The organism is Pantoea sp. Ap-967, from assembly GCF_011752565.1.
Taxonomy (GTDB): Bacteria; Pseudomonadota; Gammaproteobacteria; order Pseudomonadales; family Pseudomonadaceae; genus Aquipseudomonas.
Map to the genome: position 1 here is coordinate 69,736 of NZ_VWXK01000018.1, position 19,321 is coordinate 89,056.

At 63.5% G+C, this 19,321-nt stretch carries 22 protein-coding genes; 14 read left to right on the forward strand and 8 right to left on the reverse strand.

Annotated elements, in window-relative coordinates; all coding sequences use genetic code 11:
* Positions 1 to 171: 171 nt before the first annotated feature.
* Complete coding sequence (locus F3J45_RS18980; protein ID WP_167066134.1) at positions 172 to 531, forward strand: cupin domain-containing protein; 360 nt, start codon at positions 172 to 174, stop codon at positions 529 to 531.
* Between the two features lie 83 nt (positions 532 to 614).
* On the forward strand, positions 615 to 818 hold the full coding sequence (locus F3J45_RS18985) for an I78 family peptidase inhibitor (RefSeq protein WP_167066137.1): 204 nt from the start codon (positions 615 to 617) through the stop codon (positions 816 to 818).
* Positions 819 to 886: 68 nt separating this feature from the next.
* On the opposite strand, the gene rpmG is transcribed toward F3J45_RS18985, so the two are convergent.
* Positions 887 to 1,042, reverse strand: coding sequence for a 50S ribosomal protein L33 (gene rpmG, locus F3J45_RS18990; RefSeq protein WP_003253507.1), 156 nt, complete (start codon positions 1,040 to 1,042; stop codon positions 887 to 889).
* 11 nt (positions 1,043 to 1,053) lie between these two features.
* Positions 1,054 to 1,290 carry a 50S ribosomal protein L28 gene (gene rpmB, locus F3J45_RS18995; RefSeq protein ID WP_054894119.1) on the reverse strand — a complete coding sequence of 79 codons (237 nt, stop codon included), beginning with the start codon at positions 1,288 to 1,290 and terminating at the stop codon, positions 1,054 to 1,056.
* Between the two features lie 383 nt (positions 1,291 to 1,673).
* Here rpmB and F3J45_RS19000 point away from each other — a divergent pair, with 383 nt between their 5' ends.
* Positions 1,674 to 3,263 (forward strand): ABC transporter substrate-binding protein, encoded by a 1,590-nt coding sequence (locus F3J45_RS19000; protein WP_167066140.1) that lies wholly within the window; start codon positions 1,674 to 1,676, stop codon positions 3,261 to 3,263.
* A 92-nt stretch (positions 3,264 to 3,355) separates the two neighbouring features.
* On the opposite strand, the gene radC is transcribed toward F3J45_RS19000, so the two are convergent.
* Complete coding sequence (gene radC / locus F3J45_RS19005) at positions 3,356 to 4,036, reverse strand: DNA repair protein RadC (RefSeq protein WP_167066143.1); 681 nt, start codon at positions 4,034 to 4,036, stop codon at positions 3,356 to 3,358.
* 128 nt (positions 4,037 to 4,164) lie between these two features.
* Here radC and coaBC point away from each other — a divergent pair, with 128 nt between their 5' ends.
* The 7 genes from coaBC to F3J45_RS19040 all read left to right on the forward strand — a co-directional run bounded on the left by coaBC (position 4,165) and on the right by F3J45_RS19040 (position 10,123).
* Positions 4,165 to 5,376: a bifunctional phosphopantothenoylcysteine decarboxylase/phosphopantothenate--cysteine ligase CoaBC gene (coaBC, locus tag F3J45_RS19010; RefSeq protein ID WP_167066146.1), complete on the forward strand. Its 1,212-nt coding sequence runs from the start codon at positions 4,165 to 4,167 to the stop codon at positions 5,374 to 5,376.
* A 5-nt stretch (positions 5,377 to 5,381) separates the two neighbouring features.
* Positions 5,382 to 5,837, forward strand: a complete 456-nt coding sequence (gene dut, locus F3J45_RS19015) for a dUTP diphosphatase (protein WP_167066149.1) — start codon at positions 5,382 to 5,384, stop codon at positions 5,835 to 5,837.
* A 120-nt stretch (positions 5,838 to 5,957) separates the two neighbouring features.
* Complete coding sequence (locus F3J45_RS19020) at positions 5,958 to 7,346, forward strand: phosphomannomutase/phosphoglucomutase (protein WP_205300599.1); 1,389 nt, start codon at positions 5,958 to 5,960, stop codon at positions 7,344 to 7,346.
* A 30-nt stretch (positions 7,347 to 7,376) separates the two neighbouring features.
* Positions 7,377 to 8,282 (forward strand): acetylglutamate kinase, encoded by a 906-nt coding sequence (gene argB / locus F3J45_RS19025; protein WP_167066154.1) that lies wholly within the window; start codon positions 7,377 to 7,379, stop codon positions 8,280 to 8,282.
* Positions 8,283 to 8,390: 108 nt separating this feature from the next.
* On the forward strand, positions 8,391 to 9,071 hold the full coding sequence (locus F3J45_RS19030) for a CsgG/HfaB family protein (RefSeq protein WP_167066157.1): 681 nt from the start codon (positions 8,391 to 8,393) through the stop codon (positions 9,069 to 9,071).
* A 27-nt stretch (positions 9,072 to 9,098) separates the two neighbouring features.
* Complete coding sequence (locus F3J45_RS19035) at positions 9,099 to 9,467, forward strand: DUF4810 domain-containing protein (protein ID WP_167066160.1); 369 nt, start codon at positions 9,099 to 9,101, stop codon at positions 9,465 to 9,467.
* On the forward strand, positions 9,464 to 10,123 hold the full coding sequence (locus F3J45_RS19040) for a DUF799 domain-containing protein (protein WP_167066163.1): 660 nt from the start codon (positions 9,464 to 9,466) through the stop codon (positions 10,121 to 10,123). The genes F3J45_RS19035 and F3J45_RS19040 overlap by 4 nt, the downstream gene beginning before the upstream one ends.
* A gap of 122 nt (positions 10,124 to 10,245) precedes the next feature.
* On the opposite strand, the gene pyrE is transcribed toward F3J45_RS19040, so the two are convergent.
* On the reverse strand, positions 10,246 to 10,887 hold the full coding sequence (gene pyrE, locus F3J45_RS19045) for an orotate phosphoribosyltransferase (protein WP_011536401.1): 642 nt from the start codon (positions 10,885 to 10,887) through the stop codon (positions 10,246 to 10,248).
* A gap of 80 nt (positions 10,888 to 10,967) precedes the next feature.
* Between pyrE and F3J45_RS19050 the strand changes: the two genes are divergently transcribed.
* Positions 10,968 to 11,747, forward strand: coding sequence for an exodeoxyribonuclease III (locus F3J45_RS19050; protein WP_008091582.1), 780 nt, complete (start codon positions 10,968 to 10,970; stop codon positions 11,745 to 11,747).
* Positions 11,748 to 11,852: 105 nt separating this feature from the next.
* On the opposite strand, the gene rph is transcribed toward F3J45_RS19050, so the two are convergent.
* Positions 11,853 to 12,575: a ribonuclease PH gene (gene rph / locus F3J45_RS19055; RefSeq protein ID WP_167066166.1), complete on the reverse strand. Its 723-nt coding sequence runs from the start codon at positions 12,573 to 12,575 to the stop codon at positions 11,853 to 11,855.
* Between the two features lie 207 nt (positions 12,576 to 12,782).
* Here rph and F3J45_RS19060 point away from each other — a divergent pair, with 207 nt between their 5' ends.
* Positions 12,783 to 13,634 carry a YicC/YloC family endoribonuclease gene (locus F3J45_RS19060; protein WP_240164654.1) on the forward strand — a complete coding sequence of 284 codons (852 nt, stop codon included), beginning with the start codon at positions 12,783 to 12,785 and terminating at the stop codon, positions 13,632 to 13,634.
* Positions 13,635 to 13,647: 13 nt separating this feature from the next.
* The gene (gmk, locus tag F3J45_RS19065; RefSeq protein ID WP_167066172.1) at positions 13,648 to 14,268 is read left to right on the forward strand and encodes a guanylate kinase; all 621 of its coding nucleotides are present in this window, start codon (positions 13,648 to 13,650) and stop codon (positions 14,266 to 14,268) included.
* Between the two features lie 97 nt (positions 14,269 to 14,365).
* On the opposite strand, the gene F3J45_RS19070 is transcribed toward gmk, so the two are convergent.
* The 3 genes from F3J45_RS19070 to F3J45_RS19080 form a co-directional block, all read right to left on the reverse strand.
* Positions 14,366 to 15,904 carry an APC family permease gene (locus tag F3J45_RS19070; protein WP_167066175.1) on the reverse strand — a complete coding sequence of 513 codons (1,539 nt, stop codon included), beginning with the start codon at positions 15,902 to 15,904 and terminating at the stop codon, positions 14,366 to 14,368.
* 118 nt (positions 15,905 to 16,022) lie between these two features.
* Positions 16,023 to 16,778, reverse strand: coding sequence for a gamma-glutamyl-gamma-aminobutyrate hydrolase family protein (locus F3J45_RS19075; RefSeq protein ID WP_167066178.1), 756 nt, complete (start codon positions 16,776 to 16,778; stop codon positions 16,023 to 16,025).
* A 4-nt stretch (positions 16,779 to 16,782) separates the two neighbouring features.
* Entirely contained in the window at positions 16,783 to 18,165 is a 1,383-nt protein-coding gene (locus F3J45_RS19080) for a glutamine synthetase family protein (protein ID WP_167066181.1), read from the reverse strand.
* A gap of 207 nt (positions 18,166 to 18,372) precedes the next feature.
* Here F3J45_RS19080 and F3J45_RS19085 point away from each other — a divergent pair, with 207 nt between their 5' ends.
* Positions 18,373 to 19,245, forward strand: a complete 873-nt coding sequence (locus F3J45_RS19085) for a LysR family transcriptional regulator (protein ID WP_167066185.1) — start codon at positions 18,373 to 18,375, stop codon at positions 19,243 to 19,245.
* Positions 19,246 to 19,321 lie beyond the last annotated feature (76 nt).

Here is a 19,321-nt window from a genome sequence, read left to right on the forward strand (position 1 = left end):
GCAACGCCGCACTGAGGACTCACTGGCGTTGTCAGAATTCTGGCCGGGCGACGAGCGCACACGGGCAAGCGATACCCTAAACCAGGGCGGGTAAAGTATCAATATATTTGACACGAACAGCCTAAAAGCCTACTGATGTTCATTTTATTAAACAACAACAGGAGCCGCACCATGAGCATCGACAGCATTATCGATTTCGCCCAGGTTCTCACCGAGGCCGAGCGCTACCGCCCGGCAGCCGAGAAAATCCTCAAGGGCGAGCCGGACCAGGCTGTCTACAACCACTATTCCAGCCCATGCGGGCAGTTTGCCGCTGGCGTCTGGGAAGGGGCGGTGGGGCAATGGACGGTGAACTACACCGAACATGAATACTGCGAGATCGTCCAGGGCGTTTCGGTGCTGCGCGACCAGGATGGCGGGGCAAAAACCCTGCGCGCCGGTGATCGGTTCGTGATCCCGGCGGGCTTCAAGGGCACCTGGGAAGTGCTGGAGCCTTGCCGCAAGATCTATGTGATGTTCGAGCAGCGGTAACCTTGTAACACATGGCCCTCGCCTGCCTGGATGACCATGGCCCGGCCCATTTCGGGCCAACATCCAGCTAAAGGCATCGAACCATGAACAACGACGAAGTCCTGCAAGCCCTCGCCCATCTCGTCGGCACCGACTATGACGACGCGGTGAAAGACACCATCACCAGCCTGACCGGCCGCGCCCGTGTTGTAGGCCCTCGCGATTTCAGCACCCGCGAGTTCGACCCCAACCGGATTCACGTCACGGTCGATGGCCAAGGCCGCATCAAGGGCTTTGAGTTCAACTGAGGCTGAACGCAAGGCATAAAAAAACCCGCATCCTTTCGGAGGCGGGTTTTTTTCAGGTTGCCGATCAATTACTTGATCTTGGCTTCCTTGTACACCACGTGCTTGCGAACAACCGGATCGTATTTCTTGATCTCGATTTTGTCCGGGGTGGTGCGCTTGTTCTTGTCGGTGGTGTAGAAGTGGCCGGTACCGGCACTCGAAACCAGACGGATCAATTCACGCATGATGCTCTCCCTTAAACCTTGGCGCCAGCTTTACGGATGTCAACCAGAACGGCGTCGATGCCGCGCTTGTCGATGATACGCATGCCTTTGGCGGATACGCGCAGACGCACGAAACGGTTCTCGGATTCAACCCAGAAACGGTGGTGCTGCAGGTTCGGCAGGAAACGACGACGGGTTTTGTTGTTTGCGTGGGAAATGTTGTTCCCGGTTACTGGACCCTTACCAGTAACTTGACAGACTCTCGACATGACTCAGCCCTCTAAAACCACATGCCCAACCCGGCATGGGTTGGCCGCTTAATCTCTCAGTCTTTGGCGCCAGGCGCCGTGATTCTGGAGGTCTTATCGACCGGATCCGCTGATGCGACAGGCCGAGCCCCTAGAAAAGAGCGCTGCTTTATACCAGAAAGACTCGGGCGCAACAACATTTGACGAATATTGTCACGGACATTAGGCATCAATTGACGCTGCGCCCGGCGCGGCAGCCAGCATAGCGGCAGTCTCTGTCAGGCGTCGACCATTCGTCGCCGGTTTTGTAAAAAAGGGTGTGGTCATTTGCCGGCGGGCCCACTAGGGTAGGACGTTTCCAGACTGCACCGGCAGATGGGCCATCGACCAGCCAAGGAGCCACCATGCGTGCTGCCGCCCTTTCCTTATTGTTCACCTCCCTGTTTGCCGCAGGCATCGCCCAGGCTGCACCGCTGAGCGTCTGCACCGAGGCCAGCCCCGAAGGCTTCGACGTGGTCCAGTACAACTCGCTGACCACCACCAATGCGTCGGCCGATATGCTGATGAACCGCCTGGTCGAGTTTGACGCAGGCCAGGGCAAGGTCGTGCCGAGCCTGGCGCAGAGCTGGACGGTGTCGGCGGACGGCCTGGTCTATGACTTCAAGCTGCGCGACGGGGTCAAGTTCCACACCACGGCGTACTTCAAGCCGACCCGCGAGCTGAACGCCGACGACGTGCTGTTCAGCTTCCAGCGCATGCTCTACCCCGCCCACGCCTGGCATAAAACGGCCCCGGGCGGTTACCCGCATGCCCAGTCGCTGCAGCTCGACAGCCTGATCAAGGCGATCGAAGCCCCTGAGCCGAACAGCGTGCGCTTTACCCTGACCCATGCCGACGCGACCTTCCTGGCCACCCTGAGCATGGGCTTCGCGTCGATCTACTCGGCCGAATACGCCGACAAGCTGCTCAAGGAAGGCGCCCCGGAAAAGCTCAACAGCCAGCCGATCGGCACCGGCCCGTTCGTGTTCCAGCGTTTCCAGAAGGACGCCGTGGTGCGCTACCGCGCCAACCCTGACTACTTCGGTGGCAAGCCGGCGGTCGACCCGCTGATCTTCGCCATCACCACCGATGCCAACGTGCGCCTGCAGAAACTCAAGCGGGGCGAATGCCAGGTGGCCCTGTCGCCCAAGCCGCTGGACATCGCCGAAGCGGGCAAGGACGGCAACCTCAAGGTGGCCACCACGCCTGCATTCATGACTGCCTTCGTGGCCATCAACAGCGAACACCCGCCGCTGGACAAGCCCGAGGTGCGCCAGGCGATCAACCTGGCCTTCGACAAGCAGGCCTACCTCAAGGCGGTGTTCGAAGACACCGCCACCGCCGCCAACGGCCCCTACCCGCCCAACACCTGGAGCTACGCCAAGGACCTGCCCGGCTACCCGCTCGATGTGAACAAGGCCAAGGCCCTGCTGGCCAAGGCTGGCCTGGCCGAAGGCTTCAGCACCACGATCTGGACCCGCCCGTCGGGCAGCCTGCTCAACCCCAACCCGAGCCTGGGCGCGCAGATGCTGCAGGCGGACCTGGCGAAAATCGGCATCAAGGCCGAGATCCGCGTGATCGAGTGGGGCGAGCTGATCCGCCGTGCCAAGGCAGGCGAGCATGACCTGCTGTTCATGGGCTGGGCCGGTGACAACGGTGACCCGGACAACTTCCTCAGCCCGCAGTTTTCCTGCGCGGCGGTGCAGTCGGGCACCAACTTCGCGCGGTTCTGCGACAACCGCCTGGACCAGCTGATCAGCGCCGGGCGCACCACCAATGACCAGAGCGTGCGCAGCCGGTTGTACCAGCAGGCGCAGACGCTGATCCAGCAGCAGGCGCTGTGGGTGCCGCTGGCGCACCCAACGGCGGCGACGCTGTTGCGCCAAGGGGTGGAAGGGTTCCAGGTGAGCCCGTTCGGGCGGCTGGATTTCAGCAAGGTGTCGGCGGGGCGGTGAGGTTGCCTTGAGGTATTGGTCGCCTGTGAGATCGAGCGCCGCGCGGGCGGCGCTCGATTTCACAGACGCTACAAATTTCCAGACAGGCCCATCTAAGCCACCACCCACCCCTGCTCGACCATCGACAACGGCTCTCCGTCCCCGATGATGATGTGATCCAGCACCCGCACATCAATCAGCGCCAAACCTCGCTTCAACGAAACCGTCAGGTGCACATCATCCTGGCTGGGCTCACTGTGCCCCGAAGGGTGGTTGTGGCACAAAATCAACGCCGCTGCATTGTGCTGCAGCGCCCGGCGTACCACTTCACGGGGGTAGACACTCGCCCGGTCGATCGTGCCCCGAAACAGAATCTCGAACGCCAGCGGCCTGTGTTTGCTGTCCAGGAACAAGCAACCGAACACCTCGCTCACCTCATGGCGCAACATGGACTTCAGGTAGCGGCGCACCGCTGCCGGGCTCTCCAGGGCCGCTGTGCGCTCGATTTTTTCATCCAGATAGCGCCTGCCAATCTCAAGCAGCGCCTGTAACTGCGCATATTTCACAGGCCCCACCCCCGGCTCGCGCAATACCGCCTCGCGGTCGGCTTCAAGAAACAGCCTAAGCCCGCCAAAGCGCGACAAAAGCCCACGCGCAAGGTCCAGCACATTGCGACCGGCAACGCCCGACCCCAGCAACACGGCCAGTAACTCAGCGTCCGACAGCACCGCCGCCCCACGCTCCAACAACTTTTCCCTTGGCCGCTCATCGGTCGGCCATTCCCTGATGTTCATCCCTACTCCCTGCCTTTGCTGCGGCCCGTTTCGGCCCTGTGGTAATCTATTTCGCCTCGTACATGCGACGTTCTGCCGCAGGCAGTTTCAGACGTCGCGGCCCGCGTTCACTGGAAAAAGGCAAGCCTATGCAGCGGCTGTATCGCAAGCGCATCGTTCTCGGCGTCGGGGGTGGCATTGCCGCCTACAAAAGCGCCGAGCTGATTCGCCGACTCCTGGAGCACGGCGCGCAGGTGCGCGTCGTCATGACCCGTGGGGGTGCCGAATTCATCACCCCGCTGACCCTGCAGGCGCTGTCTGGCCACCCGGTGCACATGGACCTGCTCGACCCCGCCGCGGAAGCGGCCATGGGCCACATCGAACTGGCCAAGTGGGCCGACCTGGTGCTGATCGCCCCAGCCACCGCCGACCTCATGGCGCGCCTGGCCCAAGGCATGGCCGACGATTTGCTGACCACCCTGGTGCTGGCCACCGATGCCACCGTGGCCGTGGCCCCGGCCATGAACCAGGCCATGTGGCGCGACCCGGCCACCCAGGCCAACCTCGACCTGCTCAAGAGCCGTGGCATCCAGGTGTTCGGCCCGGCATCCGGCAGCCAGGCCTGTGGCGACGTGGGCCTGGGCCGCATGCTCGAAGCCACCGACCTTGCCTGGTGCGCGGCCGAAAGCTTCAAGCGCCAGGCGCTGACCGGCAAGCACGTGCTGATCACCGCGGGCCCCACCCAGGAAAACATCGACCCGGTGCGCTACATCACCAATCATAGCTCCGGGAAGATGGGCTTCGCCCTGGCCGAAGCGGCCGCCGAAGCCGGGGCTCGGGTGACCCTCGTGACAGGCCCGGTGCACCTGCAGACCCCAGACCGGGTGCAGCGCATCGACGTGGTCAGCGCGCGGGACATGCTCGCGGCCTGTGAAGCGGCCATGCCGTGCGACCTGTTCATCGCGTCCGCAGCGGTCGCAGACTACCGCCCGGAGGTGGTTGCCCCGCAAAAGCTCAAGAAAGATCCTACGACCGGCGACGGCATGCTGCTGCAGATGGTGCGCAATCCCGATATCCTTGCCACCCTTGCTGGCCGCACCGACCGCCCGTTCAGCGTCGGCTTCGCCGCCGAAACCGAACACCTGCTCGATTACGCCACGCGCAAGCTCAAGGACAAGAACCTCGACCTGATCGTCGCCAATGATGTGGCCAACCCCAGCATCGGCTTCAACAGCGAGGAAAATGCCCTGACCGTGATCGACCGCCAGCAGCACCAGACCCTCTTCGCGCAGACCAGCAAGGGCAAGATCGCCCGCCAGCTGGTCGCCTTCATCGCCGAACGGCTCAACCAGGTTCAATAAGTTACATGCACGCTCTTCAAGCCAAGATCCTCGACCCACGCCTGGGCAGCGAATTCCCGCTGCCGCAATACGCAACGCCTGGCTCTGCCGGCCTCGACCTGCGCGCCCTGCTCAAGGAAGACACGGTCCTCGAACCGGGCCAGACCCTGCTGATCCCGACCGGCCTGTCGGTCTACATCGGTGACCCGGGCCTGGCGGCAATGATCCTGCCGCGCTCGGGCCTGGGCCACAAGCACGGCATCGTGCTTGGCAACCTGGTCGGCCTGATCGATTCGGACTACCAGGGCGAACTGATGGTGTCGTGCTGGAACCGTGGCAATACGCCGTTCACCATCACCGTTGGCGAGCGCATCGCGCAGCTGATTCTGGTGCCGGTGGTGCAGGCGCACTTCGACATCGTCGAGGCCTTCGACGAAACCCAGCGCGGCGCCGGTGGCTTTGGCCACTCCGGCACCCGCTAAGCCCCGGCAGCGACCGTTGGCGCCATGGAAGGCGAACTCTCGGGGCATTCCACCGTCCAAGCGTTCAGTTTGCGCCAGCCCAGAAAGCCTTAGACTATGGAGCTTCCAGAGATGAACGACATGGCCCACCTGGTCCCCGCATTGCCCGAGAGCATTTTCCGCGCCTATGACATCCGTGGCGTGGTCGGCAAGACCCTGCATGGCGAAACCGCCTACTGGATCGGCCGCGCCATCGGCGCGCAGACCCTCGCCCAGGGCGAACCGCAGATCGCCGTGGGCCGGGACGGCCGCCTCTCCGGCCCCATGCTGGTCGAGCAGTTGATCCAGGGCCTGGTCGACGCCGGTTGCCAGGTCAGCGACGTCGGCTTGGTGCCAACCCCGGCGCTGTACTACGCCGCCAACGTGCTGGCCGGCACCTCGGGGGTGATGCTCACCGGCAGCCACAACCCGTCGGATTACAACGGTTTCAAGGTGGTCATCGCCGGCGACACACTGGCCAACGAACAGATCCAGGCCCTGCTGGCGCGCCTGAAGGCCAACGACGTCCCGCGTGGCCAGGGTAGCGTGCAGAAGGTTGAAATCCTCGACCGCTACTTCCAGCAAATCGTCAGCGACGTGAAGCTTGCGAAAAGGCTCAAGGTGGTGGTCGACTGCGGCAACGGCGCGGCCGGCGTGGTCGCGCCACAGCTGATCGAAGCCCTGGGCTGCGAAGTGATCCCGCTGTTCTGCGAGGTGGACGGCAACTTCCCCAACCACCACCCGGACCCGGGCAAACCGGAAAACCTGCAAGACCTGATCGCCAAGGTGCGGGAAACCGGTGCCGACATCGGCCTTGCCTTCGATGGCGACGGCGACCGCGTGGGCGTGGTGACCAACACCGGCAGCATCGTCTACCCCGACCGCCTGCTGATGCTGTTCGCCCAGGACGTGCTGGCCCGCAACCCCGGCGCCGAAATCATCTTCGACGTCAAATGCACCCGCCGCCTGACCCCGCTGATCGAACAGCACGGTGGCCGGGCCCTGATGTGGAAAACCGGCCATTCGCTGATCAAGAAGAAGATGAAACAGACCGGCTCGCTGCTCGCAGGCGAGATGAGCGGCCACATCTTCATCAAGGAGCGCTGGTACGGTTTCGACGACGGTATCTACAGCGCCGCACGCCTGCTGGAAATTCTCAGCCATGCCGCGCAAAGCGCCGAAAACCTGTTCGCCGCGTTCCCCAATGATATTTCCACACCGGAAATCAACATTGATGTGACCGACGAGGGTAAATTCAGCATCATTGATGCACTGCAACGCGACGCCGACTGGGGCGCAGCCAGCCTGACCACCATCGACGGTGTGCGGGTCGACTATGCCAGCGGCTGGGGCCTGGTACGCGCTTCCAACACCACACCGGTGCTGGTGCTGCGTTTCGAGGCCGAAAGCGCCGCCGAGTTGCAACGTATCAAGGATGTTTTCCGTGCCCAGTTGCTGCGGGTTGCCCCTGAGCTGCAACTGCCGTTCTGACCGACTATCTGTTCCTTACAGGAGCCCTGCATGACCCTCGATCGCGATGCCGCTTCCCATGTAGCCGAGGTTTTGTCCGAAGCACTGCCTTACATCCGCCGCTTTGTCGGCAAGACCCTGGTCATCAAGTACGGCGGCAACGCGATGGAGAGCGAAGAGCTCAAAACCGGCTTCGCCCGGGACATCGTGCTGATGAAGGCCGTGGGCATCAACCCGGTGGTGGTGCACGGTGGCGGCCCGCAGATCGGTGACCTGCTCAAGCGCCTGTCAATCGAAAGCCACTTCATCGATGGCATGCGCGTCACCGACGCGGCAACCATGGACGTGGTGGAAATGGTCCTCGGCGGCCAGGTCAACAAAGACATCGTCAACCTGATCAACCGCCACGGCGGCAGCGCCATCGGCCTGACCGGCAAGGACGCCGAGCTGATTCGCGCGAAGAAGCTCACCGTCAGCCGCCAGACCCCAGAGATGACCCAGCCGGAAATCATCGACATCGGCCACGTTGGCGAGGTGGTGAGCGTCAACACCGACCTGCTGAACATGCTGGTCAAGGGCGACTTCATTCCGGTGATTGCGCCGATCGGCGTGGGCACCAACGGTGAGTCGTACAACATCAACGCCGACCTGGTGGCCGGCAAGGTGGCCGAGGCACTGAAAGCTGAAAAGCTGATGCTGCTGACCAACATTGCCGGGCTGATGGACAAGGAAGGCAAGGTCCTGACCGGCCTGACCACCGAGCAGGTCAACGAACTGATCGCCGACGGCACCATCTACGGCGGCATGCTGCCGAAGATCAAGTGCGCGCTGGATGCGGTCCAGGGCGGCGTGACGACCTCGCACATCATCGATGGCCGCGTGCCGAATGCGGTGCTGCTGGAAATCTTCACCGACAGCGGCGTAGGCACCCTGATCAGCAACCGCAAACGCCACTGATCCTGCTACACCCTCCCCCATCGCCGGCTTGCCGGCGATGATTTTTCTGCAAAAGACATGGCAAAATGCAGGCTCGCTGAATTTTGTTCTGTCTTTTGGAGAAAACGCGTGAAATACGCATCACAAGGACTCGTGCTGGCAGCCGCCCTGGCTGTCGGGTCCATCGCTGGCTGTGCCACTGAAACCTCCACCGCCATCGCCGTGCAACAGGTCGAAAGCGTCAGCCGCCCTTACAGCGGCGTGCGTGCACCGATTGCCGTGGGCAAGTTCGACAACCGCTCCAGCTACATGCGCGGCATCTTCTCCGATGGCGTCGACCGCCTTGGCGGCCAGGCCAAGACCATCCTCATCACCCACCTGCAGCAAACCAACCGCTTCAACGTGCTCGACCGCGACAACATGAGCGAGATCCAGCAGGAAGCGGCGATCAAGGGCCAGGCCCAGCGCCTCAAGGGCGCCGATTTCGTGGTGACGGGCGATGTGACCGAGTTTGGCCGCAAGGAAGTGGGCGATCACCAGCTGTTCGGCATTCTCGGCCGCGGCAAAACCCAGATCGCCTACGCCAAGGTGGCGCTGAACATCGTCAACATCAGCACCTCGGAAGTGGTCTATTCGAGCCAGGGCGCGGGTGAGTATGCCCTGTCCAACCGCGAAATCATCGGTTTCGGCGGCACCGCCAGCTATGACTCGACGCTCAACGGCAAGGTGCTCGACCTGGCCATGCGCGAAGCCGTGAACAAGCTGGTGAACGCGGTCGAAAGCGGCCAGTGGAACCCCAAGGCTCAGTAACCGATTCATTCCAGGAAGGACACATCAATGACTATCACTCTCCCGGCCCTGCGCAGCTGCGCGGGCCTGGTGCTGGGCGGCCTGCTGCTGGCCGGCTGCAGCGGCCCGAAGACCCTGTACCAGTGGGAAAGCTACCAACCCCAGGTGTACGGCTACCTCAAGGGCGACTCGAAGGAAGAACAGGCCACCGCCCTTGAGCGCGACCTGGAGAAGATCAAGGCCAAGAATGGCGCCGTGCCCCCGGGCTACCACGCCCAGCTCGGCCTGCTGTACTCCAGCCTGGGCAAGGATGACCAGATGATCCAGCAGTTTCGCACCGAGAAGGCCCTGTTCCCGGAATCGGCCGCCTACATGGACTTCCTGATCAGCAACGCCAGCAAGGGAGCCGTGAAATGATCAAGCGCCTGACCCAACTGATCGTCGGCGCCTGCGTGCTGGCCCTGTTCGCCGGCTGCGCCGAGCGCAAGAGCATCGACTACTCGGCTTACAAGCAGAGCCGGCCAAAGTCGATCCTGATCCTGCCGCCGCTGAACGAATCGCCGGACGTCAAGGCGACCTACAGCATGCTCTCGCAGGTCACCTACCCGTTGGCCGAAGCTGGCTACTACGTGATGCCGGTGGCGCTGGTGGACGAAACCTTCCGCCAGAACGGCATGACCACCCCGGCCGACATCCACCAGCTGCCAACCACCAAGCTGCACGATATCTTCGGCGCCGATGCCGGCCTGTACGTGACCGTGTCGGACTACGGCACCCGCTACATGGTGCTGAGCAGCGCCACCATCGTCACCGCCAGCGCCAAGCTGGTCGACCTGAAGACCGGCACCACCCTGTGGACCGGCACTGCCACGGCGTCCAGCCAGGAGAACCAGCAGAACCAGGGCGGCATCGTCGGCATGCTGATTACCGCGGCGGTGAACCAGATCATCAGCAGTGTGCAGGACGATGCCGGTTACCCGATTGCCGGCATGACCAGTGCCCGGCTGCTGACGCCGTATGCCAATGGCGGCATTCTGTATGGGCCGCGGTCGCCTAAGTACGGCACCGATTGAGTTCACCCGCACCGGCCTCTTCGCGGGGCAAGCCCGCTCCTGCAAGCGAAGAGGCCGGACCAGGCGGCACAAAAAAAGGCGACCTTCCAGGAAGGTCGCCTTTTTTCATTACCAGGCCAGGATCAGATCCCGTACTGCGCCCGGTAGGCCTCAACAGCCGGCAAGTGCTGCTTGAGCTGCGGGTCGTCCGCCAGGAACTCCAGTACCTGGGTCAGCGAAACGATGCTGACCACCGGAATACCGAAGTCACGCTCCACTTCCTGGATGGCCGACAGCTCGCCGTTGCCGCGCTCTTCGCGGTTCAGCGCGATCAGCACGCCTGCGGCCTTGGCCTGCTGGGCATTGATGATCTGCATGACCTCACGGATGGCAGTACCGGCGGTGATCACGTCGTCGATGATCAGCACGTCACCTGCCAGCGGCGCGCCTACCAGGCTGCCGCCTTCACCGTGGTCCTTGGCTTCCTTGCGGTTGAAGCACCAAGGCACGTCGAGCTGGTGCTGCTCGGCCAGGGCCACGGCCGTGGCTGCCGCCAGGGGGATGCCCTTGTAGGCCGGGCCGAACAGCACGTCGAACGGGATCTTGCTGTCGACGATGGCTGCGGCGTAGCAGCGGCCCAGCTGGGCCAGGGCGGAACCGGTGTTGAACAGGCCGGCATTGAAGAAATACGGGCTGGTACGCCCCGATTTCAGGGTGAATTCACCGAAGCGCAGCACGCCGCGATCGATGGCAAAACGGATGAAGTCGCGCTGATACGGCTGCATGTAAGGTCCCGGACACCACGGATTTAGCTAAATGGGTTGAGCTCGGGTATCATACACGCACGAGATTTTTGGGGCCATTTATGCGGATCATCAGTGTGAACGTGAATGGCATTCAGGCTGCGGCCGAGCGTGGTTTGCTCAGCTGGCTGCAAGCCCAGAATGCCGACGTCATCTGCCTTCAGGATACCCGCGCCTCGGCCTTTGAACTCGACGACCCAGCTTTCCAGCTCGATGGCTATTTCCTTTATGCCTGCGACGCAGAGGTGCCCGCCCAAGGTGGCGTAGCACTTTACTCGCGCATGCAGCCCAAGGCAGTCATCACCGGCCTGGGCTTCGAGACAGCCGACCGCTACGGGCGTTATCTGCAAGCAGATTTCGACAAAGTGAGTATTGCCAGCCTGTTGCTGCCTTCGGGCATGAACGGTGACGAAGACTTGAACCAGAAATTCAAGTTGATGGACGACTTCGCCAAGTATTTGGACAAGCAGCGCCGCAAGCGCCGCGAGTACATCTATTGCGGCTCGTTCTACGTGGCGCAGCAGAAGCTCGACATCAAGAACTGGCGTGACAGCCAGCAGTCGCCGGGCTTCCTGCCGCCTGAGCGCGCCTGGATGGATGCGATCACCGGCGACATGGGCTACGTCGATGCCTTGCGCGAAGTCAGCCGTGAAGGCGACCAGTACAGCTGGTGGCCGGACAACGAACAGGCCGAGATGCTCAACCTGGGCTACCGGTTCGACTACCAGATCCTCACCCCGGGCCTGCGCCGCTTCGTGCGCAACGCTCGCCTGCCGCGTCAGCCGCGCTTCTCCCAGCATGCGCCGTTGATTGTCGACTATGACTGGACGTTGACCATCTAAGAACGGCGGGGCCGCTTTGCGGCCCATCGCGAGCTGCGCTCGCTCCTACGCAGGCCATGCCATGTAGGCGCGAGCGCAGCTCGCGATGAAACCGCGTGCAATCACTCAGTCAGCCAGGGCGGCGTTCTGCAGCTCGAAGATCTCGCCCATGCCTTTCTGCGCCAGCGCCAGCATGGCGTTGAAGTCTTCAGGCTGGAATGGCGCGCCTTCGGCGGTGCCCTGCACCTCGATGAAACCACCGGCGCTGGTCATCACCACGTTCAGGTCGGTTTCGGCAGCCGAGTCTTCCAGGTAGTCCAGGTCGAGCACCGCTTCACCCTGGTACATGCCTACCGACACTGCGGCAATCATGTGCTTGAGCGGGTTGCCGGCCTTCAAGCCACCGCGCTTCTTGATCACTGCCAGGGCGTCGCACAGGGCAACCATGGCACCGGTGATGGACGCGGTGCGGGTGCCGCCATCGGCCTGGATCACGTCGCAGTCGACGTACAGGGTGATGTCGCCCAGCTTGCTCATGTCCAGCGCGGCGCGCAGCGAGCGGCCGATCAGGCGCTGGATTTCCAGGGTGCGGCCACCCTGCTTGCCACGGCTGGCTTCGCGCTGGTTACGCTCACCGGTGGAGCGCGGCAGCATGCCGTATTCGGCGGTCAGCCAGCCTTGGCCCTGGCCTTTGAGGAACCGTGGCACGCCATTTTCGACACTGACCGTGCAGATGACCTTGGTGTCACCGAACTCGACCAGTACCGACCCTTCGGCGTGCTTGGTGTAGTTGCGGGTGATGCGGATCGAGCGGAGCTGATCGGCGGCGCGACCACTTGGACGTTTCATCTGGAATACCTGTACTGGGACTTTGAATCTGACCGCCATTATAGGGCCCGTCGCCCGGCGAGAACACGCCTATCGTCGCGCCCCCGGCAGCCTGTCGCCTTTTCCCCTGGGTGAATGCCCGCTCTGTAACATGGGCGCCACGGGCGCACTGCGCTACAATCCCGCGCCTCAACTCATTTACGCGAGGTACTCCCCATGGTGCACAGCATGACCGCTTTTGCTCGTGTCGAGCGCGCCGGCAGTCAAGGCACCCTGGTCTGGGAGCTGCGCTCGGTCAACCACCGCTACCTGGAGCCGCACCTGCGCCTGCCCGACGCCCTGCGCGACCTCGAAGGCGCGGTGCGCGAGGGCCTGCGCCAGGGGTTGTCGCGGGGCAAGGTCGAATGCACCTTGCGCCTGCACGAAGACAGCAGCGGCAAGCCGCTGAAGGTTGACCGCGAGCGCGCCACGCAGTTGGTTGCCGCCGCCGAAGAGGTGGCCGGGCTGATCAAGCAGCCGGCTGCGCTCAACCCGCTGGAAGTGCTGTCCTGGCCGGGCGTGCTGGTGGCCGATACCAGCGACCCGCAAGCCCTGAATGCCGAGGCCGTGGCACTGTTCGACGAAGCCCTGGCCGAACTCAAGGCCGGGCGCCTGCGCGAAGGCCAGGAACTGGCGCGGCTGATCAACGAGCGGCTGGACAGCATGGCCGGCGAGGTCACCACCTTGCGCGCCCTGGTGCCGCAGATGCTCGCCGGCCAACGACAAAAGATCCTCGACCGCTTCGGCGACTTGAAGGCCGAGCTCGACCCGCAGCGCCTGGAGCAGGAAATGGTGCTGCTGGCGCAGAAAAGCGACGTTGCCGAAGAGCTCGACCGCCTCAGCACCCACGTCACCGAGGTGCGCCGGGTGCTCAAGTCTGGCGGTGCCGCAGGCCGGCGCCTGGATTTCCTGATGCAGGAACTGAACCGCGAAGCCAACACCCTGGGCTCCAAGGCCTTCGACCCACGCAGTACGCAAGCGGCGGTCAACCTGAAGGTGCTGATCGAACAGATGCGTGAACAAGTACAGAACATCGAGTAAGGCCAACCCGACCATGAACCACAGCAGCGGCACCCTCTATATCGTTTCGGCACCTTCGGGTGCCGGCAAGACCAGCCTGGTCACCGCCCTGATCAAGGCCGACCCGCGCGTCAGCGTCTCGGTCTCGCACACCACCCGCGCCATGCGCCCGGGCGAGCAGCACGGCGTGAACTACCACTTCGTCAGCCATGACGACTTCAAGGCGCTGATCGGCAAAGGTGATTTCCTTGAACATGCCGAAGTGTTCGGCAACTTCTACGGCACCTCGCGCAGCGCCTTGCAGGAAGTGCTCGACCAGGGCAACGACCTGATTCTGGAAATCGACTGGCAGGGCGCCAAGCAGGTACGCAAGCTGATGCCCGAGGCGCGCTCGGTGTTCATCCTGCCGCCAAGCCAGCAGGCCCTGCGCGAGCGCCTGGACGGCCGTGGCCAGGACAGCGAGGAGATCATTGCCGGGCGCATGCAGGAAGCGGTCAGCGAGATGGAGCACTACAACGAGTATGAGTACGTCATCATCAATGACGACTTTGCCGTGGCGCTGGAAGAATTGAAGGCAGTGTTCGTGGCCAACCGGTTGCTGCTGAGCAAGCAGCAGCAGCGTTACAGTGGGCTGCTGAAAGAGTTGCTGGCCTGATAGGGCCCTATCGCGACCTTCGGTCGCTCCTACGGGGGATGCGGTCCCTGGTAGGAGCGACCAAAGGTCGCGATGGGCTGCAAGGCAGCCCCTTGCATCAGTCCTGCAACGGCAAGCTAGCCTGCTGGCGCAAAGTGGCCCCCAGGAAGTAAGCCGGCGCGCGCATCCGCGAAATCATCATCAGCACGATCCCCAGTGCCGAAATGATCGCCGCAATCACGAACACCAACCCCAACCCCGCCACATGCGAGCCGCTGCCAAAGTCTGGCGAAGCGCTGTCGATGGCCGTGCGCACGAAGATCACCGACAGGATCACCCCACCCACCAGCGGGCACAGGCCACGCATGAAGAAGTGGCGCAGGCTGCCGAACAGGCTGCCTCGGAAGTACCAAACACACGCGAACGCCGTCAGCGAATAGTAGAAGCAGATCATCATGCCCAAGGCGGTGATGGTGTCAGCCAGCACGTTCTCGCTCAGGGTCCGCATGGTCACGTAGAACACCCCTGCCGCCACGCCAGCGCAAATGGTCGCGTAGCGCGGTGTTTGCGAACGCGGGCAAACGCTGGCGAACTTCTGCGGCACCGCGCCGTAATAACCCATGGCCAGCAGCGTGCGCGCCGGCGACACGAAGGTCGACTGCAGCGACGCAGCGGTGCTGGCCAGCACCGCAATCGACATCAGGATCGCCAGCGGCCCCATCACCGGCCCCGCCAGGTGGGCGAACACGTTTTCCTGGATGCGCGGGTTGTTCAGGCCAAGGCCGTGCTCACTGATGCCGGCGAACTGCAGGGTGGCGATAGCGGTGACCAGGTACAGGCCAAGAATCAGCAATACCGTCCAGGTGGCCGCCTTGCCCGGCACCTCATCGCTGCCAATCGACTCCTCGCTGACGGTCAGGCACACGTCCCACCCCCAGAAAATGAAAATCGACAGCGACAGGCCAGCGGCAAAGGCCGAGAACGACTCGACCCCAAACGGGTTGAACCAGGCGAAATCGAATTCCAGCGGCGGTGGCGCGGTGGTGCCGCCGAAGGCGGCGAAGGCAAAGCCCAGCAGCACCATCAACTGCAGCGCCACCAGGCCGTACTGCACGGTCATGGTGGTGGCCATGCCCCGGCAGCAGATCCACACCGCCAGGGCGATGAACACGCAACAGGTGGTGATGTTCACCAACAGGTTGTCGGCCAGGGCCGCCAGCGCATGCTGGCCGGTGATCTGGCTGAGGAACAGGTAGAAGAAGTCGACGGCCACACCGGCCAGGTTGGACAGCACGATGGTGGTGGCGACCACCAGCCCCCAACCGCCAATCCAGCCGATCATCGGGCCGAATGCGCGGGCCGACCAGGTAAACGAGGTGCCGCTGTCCGGCTCGGCGGAGTTCAGCTCACGGTAGCCCAAGGCAACCAGCAGCATCGGCAGGAAGCCGACGATGAACACGGCGGGAAGGTGGGCGCCGACCTCACGCACGGTCGGGCCAAGGGCGCCGGTCAGGGTGTAGACCGGGGCGATGGTGGAAATGCCCAGCACCACGCTGGCCAGCAGGCCAAGCCGGCCCTTGGCCAGGCCTTTGCTGCGCTGGGTGCTGCCCGAGTCGGCCACATCGGGTGGGCGGCCGGCTTCTGTGTAATTGCTCATGAGTTTATGCCGTAACTATTGGAATTGTTTTCACAGGCCCTGTTCCCAAGGCCTGCTTCCACTCATTGAAAGCGCGCTGCCGGGGGTGCGTCATCCCGGACTTTTGCCTGACTTGCGGTCAGGCCTCCCGTGCAGCATGGGCAATGCAGGCCTCGCGAAACGCCTGGAAGAGGCTCCGCGAGACCGGGTTTTCGGCGAAACGCCATTCCGGGTGCCACTGCACGCCAAGCACGAAGCCCGGCGCATCCGGCATAGACACCGCTTCGATCAGGCCATCCGGGGCCCGTGCCTCGGCCCGCAGGCCCGGGGCCAGGCGGTCGATGCCCTGGCTGTGCAGCGAGTTGACCTGAAACTGCGCAGGCAGGCCCAAGCGCTCGAACAGCCCGCCAGGGGCAACGCTCACTGCGTGGCGCGGGCCATACTGCACCTCCAGGGGGGCATCCTCCGGCTCGCGGTGGTCCAGGTAGCCGGGCAGTTCCTGCACCCGCTGGTGCAGGCTGCCGCCCAGGGCCACGTTCAGTTCCTGGAAGCCCCGGCAAATGCACAACACCGGCACGCCGGCAGCGATGGCCGCCTGCAGCAAGGGCAGGGTCAGGCGGTCACGCGCCAGGTCATGGCGGGTGCCTTCGGCGCTGACGGCGCCATTGTAATGATGCGGCTCGACATTTGAAGGCGAGCCGGTAAAAACAATGCCGTCGAGATGGGCCAGCAGCGCCTGCGGGTCGCTGCCACCGTCACGGGCCGGCAGGATCAACGGCAACCCGGCGAAGCCGGCGGCCTCCACATACTTGTCGCCCACCGTGTGCGACGAGTTCTTCCCCACCTGCTGGCGGCAGGCGCTGACACCGATCAAGGGGACCGCAGTTGCGCTCATGGGCTTACACCGTGTGCAGGTACCAGTTGTACTCAAGGTCGGAAATCGACACTTCGAACTCGGCCAGCTCGCTTTCCTTGCAGGCCACGAAGATATCGATGTAGTCCGGGCTGATGTATTGGTTGAGGACTTCGCTGTCATCCAGCGCGCGCAGGGCATCGCGCAGGTTGTTCGGCAGGCTTTGCTCCAGTTGCTCGTAGGAGTTGCCTTCGATCGGCGCACCGGGTTCGAGCTTGTGGGTCAGGCCGTGGTGAATGCCGGCCAGGATCGCCGCCAGCATCAGGTACGGGTTGGCGTCGGCACCGGCCACGCGGTGCTCGATGCGCACGTTGTCGCTGCTGTCGGTGGGCACGCGCACGGCCACGGTACGGTTGTCCAGGCCCCAGCTCGGCGCGTTCGGCACGTAGAATTGCGCGCCGAAGCGGCGGTAGGAGTTGATGTTCGGGCAGAGGAAGGCCATCGACGCCGGCATGGTTTCCAGCACGCCACCGATGGCGTGGCGCAGGGCATCGCTTTGCAGCGGCTCGTCGTGGGCGAAGATGTTCTTGCCGGTTTTCTTGTCCAGCAACGAAATGTGCACGTGCAGGCCGTTGCCGGCCTGGCCCGGGTAGGGCTTGGCCATGAACGTGGTGTCCATTTCATGGTCGTAGGCGACGTTCTTGATCAACCGCTTGAGCAGGATCGCGTAGTCGCAGGCCTTGAGCGGGTCGGCCACATGGTGCAGGTTCACTTCGAACTGCGCCGGGGCGCTTTCCTTGACGATGGCATCGGCCGGCAGGCCTTGTTCCTTGGCCGCTTCGAGCATGTCCTGCAGGCAGTCGGCATATTCGTCGAGGTCGTCGATCAGGTACACCTGGGTCGACTGCGGGCGCTTGCCCGAAATCGGCGAACGCGGCGGCTGCGGGCGGCCGTTGAGGTTGTCCTGGTCGATCAGGTAGAACTCAAGCTCGAACGCGGCGCAGATATCCAGGCCCAGGGCGTCGAACTTGCTCACCACCTGGCGCAGCACTTCGCGGGGGTCGGCGAAGAACGGCTGGCCGTCGAGCTCGTGCATGGTCATCAGCAGTTGCGCGGTCGGGCGCTTTTGCCACGGCTCGTCGCACAAGGTGCCCGCAATCGGGTAGCAGATACGGTCGGCGTCGCCGATGTCCAGGCCCAAGCCTGTGCTTTCCACGGTGGAACCGTTGATGTCCAGGGCGAACAGTGACGCCGGCAGGTTGATACCCTTCTCGTACACCTTGTGCAGGCTGGCCCGCTCGATGCGCTTGCCGCGTACCACGCCGTTCATGTCGGAAATCAGCAGGTCGACGTACTGCGTGTCCGGATGGGCCTGAAGGAAGTCATTCATCTCGCTGGAAGTACTGGCGCACGGGGTGACCGACGTCATGGCTTACATCCTATGATTTGCTGCGGCGATGTGGGGGGATACGGCTGGCGCCTCACGGGCGACGATGGTTGCAGCTGTTGTTCTTTTCACTTTCCCATCGTGGGGATTGGTTACCCGACCGGGCGCATTGATTCCCGGGGGCCGTTTCACTATAAAATGGCCCTGACGCAACAGACATTGGCAATTCGGCAAGCAGAGCGTGCACCAATGCAATATCAGATTACCCACGCCGACCTCTCCCTGGTGCTGGCACTGGAGCGCGGCCGCTCATTGGCTAAGGCCGCCGAACTGCTCAAGGTCGACGTTTCGACCGTGTTCCGTTCGATCCGCCGGCTCGAATCGGCGCTTGGCACCGCGCTGTTCGTCAAGAGCCGCAAGGGCTACCTGCCAACCGACACCGCCCAGGCCCTGGCCGAGCAGGCCGAGCGCGCCGAACAAGCACTGGAAGCGGCGCGCATCGCCATGACCAGTGGCGAAACGGTGGTCAGCGGCACCGTGCGCCTGACCTGCACCGAGGCGGTGATGCACAGCCTGCTGCTGCCGGCGCTGGCGGCGTTCATGCCCAACTACCCGGCACTGTCGCTGGAGATGGGCACCTCCAATACCTTCGCCAACCTCAGCCGGCGCGATGCCGACATCGCCCTGCGCCTGACCAACACGCCACCGGAGCACCTGGTGGGCCGCTGCCTGGGCTCCACGTCCTATGTGATCTGCGGCCAGCCACAGTGGCGCGAGCGCCTGGATGCCGCGGCCGGCAGCGTGCCGTGGATCGCCCCGGACGATTCGATGCAGGACCACCCCACGGTGGTCTGGCGCAACCAGCAGTACCCCGGGCTGAGCCCACGCTACCATTGCAGCAGCATGTCGACCATCGCCCAGCTGGTGAGCACCGGGCTGGGGGTGGCGGCGTTGCCGGACTACATGGTCGATGCATTGCCCGGCGTGGATGCCCTGAGCGGGCCGCTGCCGGGGTGCGATACCCAGCTGTGGCTGCTGACCCGGCCCGATTGCCGGGCACTGCGCTCGGTGCAGACCTTGTTCGAGGAGCTTACGCCGCGGTTGCGGGATGCAATGCTCTGAGGTTATCGTCGGGATCATGCAGCGGGGGTGTCTGTTCCGGCCCTTTCGCGGGCAAGCCCGCTCCCACGGGGTGAGC

What these genes read in the sequence shown, in the direction of transcription:
- F3J45_RS18980 (WP_167066134.1), top strand. Translation starts at nt 172, where the DNA reads ATGAGCATCGACAGCATTATCGATTTCGCCCAGGTTCTCACCGAGGCC.
- F3J45_RS18985 (WP_167066137.1), top strand. Translation starts at nt 615, where the DNA reads ATGAACAACGACGAAGTCCTGCAAGCCCTCGCCCATCTCGTCGGCACC.
- rpmG (WP_003253507.1), bottom strand. Translation starts at nt 1,042, where the DNA reads ATGCGTGAATTGATCCGTCTGGTTTCGAGTGCCGGTACCGGCCACTTC.
- rpmB (WP_054894119.1), bottom strand. Translation starts at nt 1,290, where the DNA reads ATGTCGAGAGTCTGTCAAGTTACTGGTAAGGGTCCAGTAACCGGGAAC.
- F3J45_RS19000 (WP_167066140.1), top strand. Translation starts at nt 1,674, where the DNA reads ATGCGTGCTGCCGCCCTTTCCTTATTGTTCACCTCCCTGTTTGCCGCA.
- radC (WP_167066143.1), bottom strand. Translation starts at nt 4,036, where the DNA reads ATGAACATCAGGGAATGGCCGACCGATGAGCGGCCAAGGGAAAAGTTG.
- coaBC (WP_167066146.1), top strand. Translation starts at nt 4,165, where the DNA reads ATGCAGCGGCTGTATCGCAAGCGCATCGTTCTCGGCGTCGGGGGTGGC.
- dut (WP_167066149.1), top strand. Translation starts at nt 5,382, where the DNA reads ATGCACGCTCTTCAAGCCAAGATCCTCGACCCACGCCTGGGCAGCGAA.
- F3J45_RS19020 (WP_205300599.1), top strand. Translation starts at nt 5,958, where the DNA reads ATGGCCCACCTGGTCCCCGCATTGCCCGAGAGCATTTTCCGCGCCTAT.
- argB (WP_167066154.1), top strand. Translation starts at nt 7,377, where the DNA reads ATGACCCTCGATCGCGATGCCGCTTCCCATGTAGCCGAGGTTTTGTCC.
- F3J45_RS19035 (WP_167066160.1), top strand. Translation starts at nt 9,099, where the DNA reads ATGACTATCACTCTCCCGGCCCTGCGCAGCTGCGCGGGCCTGGTGCTG.
- F3J45_RS19040 (WP_167066163.1), top strand. Translation starts at nt 9,464, where the DNA reads ATGATCAAGCGCCTGACCCAACTGATCGTCGGCGCCTGCGTGCTGGCC.
- pyrE (WP_011536401.1), bottom strand. Translation starts at nt 10,887, where the DNA reads ATGCAGCCGTATCAGCGCGACTTCATCCGTTTTGCCATCGATCGCGGC.
- F3J45_RS19050 (WP_008091582.1), top strand. Translation starts at nt 10,968, where the DNA reads ATGCGGATCATCAGTGTGAACGTGAATGGCATTCAGGCTGCGGCCGAG.
- rph (WP_167066166.1), bottom strand. Translation starts at nt 12,575, where the DNA reads ATGAAACGTCCAAGTGGTCGCGCCGCCGATCAGCTCCGCTCGATCCGC.
- F3J45_RS19060 (WP_240164654.1), top strand. Translation starts at nt 12,783, where the DNA reads ATGACCGCTTTTGCTCGTGTCGAGCGCGCCGGCAGTCAAGGCACCCTG.
- gmk (WP_167066172.1), top strand. Translation starts at nt 13,648, where the DNA reads ATGAACCACAGCAGCGGCACCCTCTATATCGTTTCGGCACCTTCGGGT.
- F3J45_RS19070 (WP_167066175.1), bottom strand. Translation starts at nt 15,904, where the DNA reads ATGAGCAATTACACAGAAGCCGGCCGCCCACCCGATGTGGCCGACTCG.
- F3J45_RS19075 (WP_167066178.1), bottom strand. Translation starts at nt 16,778, where the DNA reads ATGAGCGCAACTGCGGTCCCCTTGATCGGTGTCAGCGCCTGCCGCCAG.
- F3J45_RS19080 (WP_167066181.1), bottom strand. Translation starts at nt 18,165, where the DNA reads ATGACGTCGGTCACCCCGTGCGCCAGTACTTCCAGCGAGATGAATGAC.
- F3J45_RS19085 (WP_167066185.1), top strand. Translation starts at nt 18,373, where the DNA reads ATGCAATATCAGATTACCCACGCCGACCTCTCCCTGGTGCTGGCACTG.